The 6,070-nt window shown below is 74.1% G+C and carries 7 protein-coding genes and 1 tRNA gene; 5 read left to right on the top strand and 3 right to left on the bottom strand.

Annotation, left to right across the window (positions count from 1 at the left end; all coding sequences use genetic code 11):
- Window positions 1-18 precede the first annotated feature (18 nt).
- A complete protein-coding gene (locus PV721_RS40195; RefSeq protein ID WP_319733344.1) occupies window positions 19-669 on the bottom strand; it encodes a hypothetical protein in 651 nt (216 codons plus the stop codon).
- A gap of 153 nt (window positions 670-822) precedes the next feature.
- On the opposite strand from PV721_RS40195, the gene PV721_RS40200 reads away from it, so the two are divergent.
- The 5 genes from PV721_RS40200 to PV721_RS40220 all read left to right on the top strand — a co-directional run bounded on the left by PV721_RS40200 (window position 823) and on the right by PV721_RS40220 (window position 3,797).
- Window positions 823-1,158 carry a hypothetical protein gene (locus PV721_RS40200; protein WP_319733346.1) on the top strand — a complete coding sequence of 112 codons (336 nt, stop codon included), beginning with the start codon at window positions 823-825 and terminating at the stop codon, window positions 1,156-1,158.
- The gene (locus tag PV721_RS40205) at window positions 1,146-1,574 is read left to right on the top strand and encodes an ankyrin repeat domain-containing protein (protein ID WP_319733347.1); all 429 of its coding nucleotides are present in this window, start codon (window positions 1,146-1,148) and stop codon (window positions 1,572-1,574) included. The genes PV721_RS40200 and PV721_RS40205 overlap by 13 nt, the downstream gene beginning before the upstream one ends.
- Window positions 1,575-1,627: 53 nt before the next feature.
- Window positions 1,628-1,704, top strand: a tRNA-Trp gene (locus tag PV721_RS40210).
- 211 nt (window positions 1,705-1,915) lie between these two features.
- On the top strand, window positions 1,916-2,269 hold the full coding sequence (locus PV721_RS40215) for a hypothetical protein (RefSeq protein ID WP_319733349.1): 354 nt from the start codon (window positions 1,916-1,918) through the stop codon (window positions 2,267-2,269).
- A gap of 34 nt (window positions 2,270-2,303) precedes the next feature.
- On the top strand, window positions 2,304-3,797 hold the full coding sequence (locus tag PV721_RS40220) for a PE-PGRS family protein (RefSeq protein WP_319733350.1): 1,494 nt from the start codon (window positions 2,304-2,306) through the stop codon (window positions 3,795-3,797).
- Window positions 3,798-3,835: 38 nt separating this feature from the next.
- Here the strand turns inward: PV721_RS40220 and PV721_RS40225 are convergent, their stop codons facing one another.
- Window positions 3,836-4,237 (bottom strand): VOC family protein, encoded by a 402-nt coding sequence (locus PV721_RS40225; RefSeq protein WP_319733351.1) that lies wholly within the window; start codon window positions 4,235-4,237, stop codon window positions 3,836-3,838.
- Window positions 4,238-4,397: 160 nt separating this feature from the next.
- Window positions 4,398-6,026 (bottom strand): N,N-dimethylformamidase beta subunit family domain-containing protein, encoded by a 1,629-nt coding sequence (locus PV721_RS40230; protein WP_319733353.1) that lies wholly within the window; start codon window positions 6,024-6,026, stop codon window positions 4,398-4,400.
- Window positions 6,027-6,070 lie beyond the last annotated feature (44 nt).

Genomic DNA, 6,070 nt, shown 5'->3' on the forward strand with positions numbered 1-6,070 from the left:
GCCCGGGGGAGGCGCGGACTACGGGCGCAGGTCCCGGCCCGGCTCCTGCCCCGAGCCCTGCCGCGAGTCCTGCGGGAGGCTCCACTGGCCCACGTCGTCGGCGAGGCCGCCGTTGAGGGCGAACTGGACCGCGGCCAGGCCGGCGTCCTCCGGGAGCCGGAAGGTGACGAAGCCCTCCGTGGCCCCGCCGGGGTCGAGCGTGACGGTGTCGGGGAAGCTCGCGCCCGCCGTCGTGGGGACGTTGAGCCCGGTGAACCGCTGCCCGGTGTTGTCGAGGAGGTGGGCGGCTGCTGCGGGGGAGTCCCGGTAGACGGTGGCGCCGGTGTTCTCCAGCTGGAACCGGACGGCGACGAGCCGGTCGGATCCGCTGGGCGGGGATGGGGGCGCCAGCTCCGGATCGGGCTGCGGACGGGGTACCGGCGCCGGCTCCGGGCTGGGACCGGGGTCGGCCGGGCTCGCCGGGTCGACCACCTGCGTGAGGGTGACGTCGAGCCGCTGGCCCGGCTCGTTCCCGGCGAGCGAAATCGTCTCGCCGGAGCCGGCGGGGGCCGCGCCCAGCACGGCGGGGGCGAGGAGGGCGAGGAGCGCGAGCGCCCTCAGGGAGCCGCGGAGGCGGGCGCAACGCCGCGTCGCGCGGTCCGGCCGGCCAGGCCCCCGGCTTCGGGGCACGCACGAACCCCCCGTCGCACGGTTCACCCTGCTCACGATCCTCCGCACCCTCGGCTCCCGCTACCCGCGGCCCGTCGACCCCGGCCCGTAGGCTGGGCGCCGGGCTCGGGGAGGGCTTGACGAAAGACTTGGGGAAGGGTTCGGGGAAGGCTCGTGGAAGAACGGCTCGTGCGGTCCCTCGAATCCGGTGATCCGCTCGCCGTCGCCGTCACGGCCGCGATCCGCGGCGGCGACGTGCCGGGCCTGCGGGACCTCCTGGACGCGCACCCGGGACTCGCCTCCGCGCGGATCGTCGAGCGCGGCGCGGCGGCCGGCGAGCGCAGCTTGCTGCACGTCGCCACCGACTGGCCCGGCCACCACCCCGGTACGGCCGCGGTCATCCGTACGCTCGTCGCCGCCGGAGCCGACCCGGGGGCCCGGTTCGCAGGGGGACGCACACCGAGACCCCGCTGCACTGGGCGGCGAGCAACGACGACGTGGCCGCCGTAGACGCCCTCGTCGCCGCCGGAGACGACGTCAACGCCCCGGGCGCCGTCCTCGGCGGCGGTACCCCGCTCACGGACGCCTGCGCCTTCGGCCAGTGGCGGGCCGCGCGCCGGCTGCTCGCCCTCGGGGCCCGCCCCGACCTGAAGGACGCCGCCGCCCTCGGTCTCCTCGACCGGGTCGAGGAGTTTCTCGCGGCCGGCGCCGCACCCGAGGCCATCACCAGCTCGTTCTGGCAGGCCTGCCACGGCGGCCAGCTGCCCACCGCACGCCGTCTGCTGTCCCACGGAGCGGACATCGACCGGATCGGCTACGACGGGCTCACCCCGCTCGACATCGCCCTGACGAGTGAGAACGATGAACTGATCGACTGGCTGAAGAGCTCCGGCGCCCACACCGGCGAGCGACTCGCACCCGGTTGAGCGAGAAATAGAGTGGATCTCCGGGTCCGGCCGTGCCAAGGTTGGTCCCACGAAGGGGTGTAGCTCAGCTGGTCAGAGCGCCGGTCTCCAAAACCGAAGGCCGCAGGTTCAAATCCTGCCGCCCCTGCCACGCCGAACCGCAGGTTCGTGGAGGACGCCCGGACGAGAGCCCGACTCTCGTCCGGGCGTTTCCGTTCGACGGCGTCTGCGACGGTCCTTCCTTCCCGAAGCCACCACGCTCGGCGTGCCGGACCCCCCGCGGCCGAGGCACGCTGGATGCATGGCCGAGCAGACGAAGGTCACCGGACCGATGGCGCCGACGGTGCGGGGAGGCGATCCGGATGCCCGAGCGTGACAAAGCGCAGCACTGGGGCGTGCCGCCACGGCCACCGGACCACCTGCTCCCTCCCGGGGACGGTCGCCCCGTCGACGCCGCTCAGCGCACGGCGATCCTCGACTGGACGGTGGGCCAGTACGTCGTGACCGGCTGGCGGGTGGAGTCGCGCTCCCCGACGCAGGCGGTCCTCGTGCGCGGACAGCCCGTGAACCACGTGCTCCACGCCATCCTGACCGTGTTCACCTGCCTGCTCTGGGGCATCGTGTGGATCGCCCTGGCCGCCGGAAACCGGGTCGAACGGGTGGCGCTCACCGTGGACCAGCAGGGGCAGGTGCAGGTCATGCAGGGGCCGGGGTGATCCGGGGGCGTTGAACACGTCTACCTTCTCCTGAATGGACAGCGCGCGGGGAACCGAGGAAGAGTGGGCCGGCCTGGAATACGGGACGGTCGTCGCCGAACGCATCCGCGAGGCCCTCGCCTGGAACCGCGCCGCACCCGAGCGGATCCTGGTGCGGCTGCTGGACACGACCCCGGGCCACCTGCTCTGGCGCCGTGACCTGCCCGAAGCGGTGCTCGACGCCGCCGTGGACCACCCGGAGTGGTCGGTTCGGGCCCAGCTCGCGGAGACCCGGGTCCAGCGGGGGATGTCGGCCGGGCGCTGGTCCCGGCTACTGCTGGCCGAAGCCGCCGGCCGACGGCGGTACGCCCTCCTCACGGTCGCGGTCGCGGCCGGGGCCCGGCTCACGGACGAGGCGTACGAGGCGCTCGCCACCGACCCGTCCGGCGCGGTCCGGGAAGCCCTCCTCGAACTGCCCGCCGTGCCCGCCGCCGCGACGGTGGCCCTGACCGCCGACCCGGTGCCCGCCGTCCGGGCGGCAGCCTGCCGCGCGGCCTGGCCGCACCTCGACGCCCTGGCCCGGGCGCGGCTGGCCGCAGACCCGGTCGAGCGGGTGCGGGTGGCGGCCGTGGCGGCCCGGCACGACGAGGAGCCGATCACCGAGGCGGACTTCGAGGCCGTGAGCACCGCCCATGACATCGCCGCCCTCCGGCTGGACCGGGAGCTCGCCGCACGCCTCGGCGCCGACGCGGACCCGGAGGTGCGCAGGCGCCTCGCCGGGAACCCCCACCTGGACGCGGACCTGGTCGCGCTCCTCGCCGCCGACCCGCAGGCCGACGTACGCCTTGCGGTGTCGCTGCGACCCGAGCTGACGGAGGAGCAGCGGGCGGCCGTGGAGGTGGACATCGACCCGAGGCGGATGCGGCGCGCGATCCCGTGGGTGGTGGCGCTACACGGGGACGAGGAGGCGATGCGCCGCCTCGCGGCCTCCGGGCACCTGCTGCTGCGCAGCAGTGTCGCGACGGCCCGGCGGCTGCCGCCGGACGTGGTGCAACGGCTGGCCCGGGACGCGGACCGGGTCGTACGGCTCTTCCTCGCCGAGCGGTGCGACGACGCGCCGGCGGACATGCTTCTGGAGGTGTGGCAGTGGTGGAACGGCAGCCTGTCCACCCCCGACCGGCCCTACGGGCACCCGAACTTCCCGCGGCGGGACCTGCTCCGCTACGCCGAGGACCCGCATCCGCGGCTGCGGCAGCTGGCGCTCGACGACCCGGACTCGACGCCCGGGCTGGTGGAACGGTTCAGCCGGGACGAGGACGCGGAGGTCCGGCGGCGCGCCGCGACCGACCCCCGGCTGTCGGCGGACTCCGCGGTACGGATGCTCGACGACCCGGACCGCGGTGTGCGCGCGACGGCTGCCCGGCATCCGCGGCTGCCCGTTCCGGTCCTGATCGGGCTGCTCGGTGAGGAGGAGACGGCGGGGGCGGCTGCGCTGAACCCGGCGCTGCCGGTGGCGGTCATGGAGCGGGTGACCGCCACCGGTTCATGACGCGGGTGCGGTGGTGACCGGGGGCTGTGGTGGCCGGGTCAGCCGTTCGTGCCCGGCTCCTGGTAGCCGTACGGGCGCGTGATGATCTCCATCCCGTGCCCCGCGGGGTCCGTGAAGTAGACCCCGCGGCCCCCGTCGTTGTGGTTGATCTCGCCGGGACGCCTGCCGTGCGGGTCCGCGAAATACGGGACGCCCGCCGACCGGATCTTCTCGAAGGCCGCGTCGAACTCCTCCTCGGAGAGGAGGAACGCGTAGTGCTGCGGGGTGATGGACTCGGCCGGGATGGTCGCGAAGTCCAAGGTGACGCCGTTGCTGGTCTCGACGGGGATGAAGGGTCCCCACTCGCTCCCGACCTGGAGGCCGAGGACGTGCGCCAGGAATTCGGCGGACTCCCGGTTGTCACGGGAGTGGATGATCGTGTGGTTCAGCTGTACGGACATGAGTGAATGCCTCCGAAAGGCACATCACGGGCGCCTCCATGCCTCACCCAGCCGGTGACCGACACGCGATGCCGTGATCACGATCCTAGGCACCCTGTCCGGACGAAGTCCACCCCTGCCTCTCCGCCTTGCTCCCCCTGCACCCCGGACCCCACAGGTCTCAGGAACCCCCGTACACCGACTCGACGTTGTCCTGCGCCGGGTGCGACCGGCCGGCCGGGCCCGCCGCGAAGACCCGCAGGAGGTTCTCCGTCACCCGGGTGGTCAGCGCCCCGGACCGCGCGTCCAGTCCATGGTTGCCGCCGCTGCGGCCGTCGCCCGTCGCGTCCAGGGCCTCCACCCACCGCATCGTGCCGGTCGCGAACACCCCCGCCCCGCTCGCCACCGTGTAGTACGCCGTGTCCTGGTGGCTGGGGCGCCCCTCGCACACCACCGGTGAATGGGCCAGTATCTCGATCGGCCGGGGCGTCGGGAACCCGGTGTTGACCTTGTCGTACTCCACGCCGACCAGGTGCTCGAAGCGGTCGCCGGACCGCACGCCGGTGCCCTCGAACAGCCAGTGGCCCGGGTTGGTCACCACGTACGGGGCGTCCACCGGATAGCCGTCGTAGATCACGCCGAGCAACGAGCTCTCCGGTTCCGCCCCGGGCGCCGAGCGGAAGTCCACCGTCGCCGGATGGCCCCGCTTGAACCCGGGGTCCTGTTCGTAGGAGGACTTGTAGCAGACCAGCGTACGGTCCGGCCCCAGCTCGGAGGCCTCCAGCCGGATCCGGCGGAAGCAGCAGTTCGCGCCCAGGACCGCGATGTTGGTGCCGGCGTCGCGGGCGGCCGTGAAGTGGGCCCGCTGCTCCGGGGACCAGTACTCGTCGTGCCCGAGCGAGAGCACCGCCGCCGCACCCTCCAGCAGCCGCTTCTCCCGTGCCACGTCGGTGGTGGTCGCGTACGCGAGGGGTATGCCGAGCCGTTCGGCCAGCGCGATCAGCGGGGCCTCGTACACCAGGAACAGGCCCGCGCCCTCGTCGTACTCGTACGGCCGGTCGAAGGTCACGGAGAGCGAACGCGAGGCGTAGCCGCCGGTGGGGCCGTCATAGCTGCCGTAGCCGCCCCACCGGTTGTACGCCTGCCAGGTGGCCACCGCGTTGACCACGACCGTACGCCCGGCCGTCGCCGCCGACCGGACGGTCACCGGCACGAAGCGCTGCCCCTCGCCGCCCTGTGCGTCGAGCCGCAGCAGGTAGCAGCCCTCCGGCCAGTCCTTGGTCTCGACCGTGGTGGTACGGGCCCACCGGGTGCGGACCATCCGGGTGCCCGGGTCCACCGTGTGCTCCGGCTGGCGCACCCCCGGCAGGGCCTCGGAGCGCCACACCAGCCGGGCCCGGGCCCCGCCGTACCAGCCCATCCGGTAGGCGGAGACCGTGAACCGGGGCGCGGTGGTCGACACGTGCAGACCGAAGGACTCGCCGGGCAGGACGCTGACCTTGTCCGCGAAGCCCTCGATGGCACGCGCCGGCCCGGCCTTGGTCACCGGCCAGTCGGCATGGCCCTGCTTCGCGTTCTCGGCCTTGACGTCGAAACCGTGCGCACCCGCCGCCGACGGCTTCCCGCCCGGCGCCGCGGGGTCGCCGGCCCGCTCCCCGCCCTGCCCATCGGCACCGCCGTCCCCGCCCGCGCAGCCCGCCACGGCACCGAGTCCCGCAGCCGTGGCCGCCCCCGTCGCGATCGCGAGGAACCGCCGCCTGCCTGCGCCTTCGCCGTCCCCGGCCGGCCCGGCTATGTGCTCCTGATCCATGGTGGGCACGTTATGTCACCCTTGGGTCCCCACCCTCGCCACCC

The organism is Streptomyces sp. MB09-01, assembly GCF_033794505.1.
In the GTDB taxonomy this organism is placed as follows: domain Bacteria; phylum Actinomycetota; class Actinomycetes; order Streptomycetales; family Streptomycetaceae; genus Streptomyces.

Excerpts from the sequence above, each read along its gene's own strand:
- PV721_RS40215 (WP_319733349.1), top strand. The coding sequence starts at position 1,916 with ATGCCCGAGCGTGACAAAGCGCAGCACTGGGGCGTGCCGCCACGGCCA.
- PV721_RS40225 (WP_319733351.1), bottom strand. The coding sequence starts at position 4,237 with ATGTCCGTACAGCTGAACCACACGATCATCCACTCCCGTGACAACCGG.
- PV721_RS40220 (WP_319733350.1), top strand. The coding sequence starts at position 2,304 with ATGGACAGCGCGCGGGGAACCGAGGAAGAGTGGGCCGGCCTGGAATAC.
- PV721_RS40230 (WP_319733353.1), bottom strand. The coding sequence starts at position 6,026 with ATGGATCAGGAGCACATAGCCGGGCCGGCCGGGGACGGCGAAGGCGCA.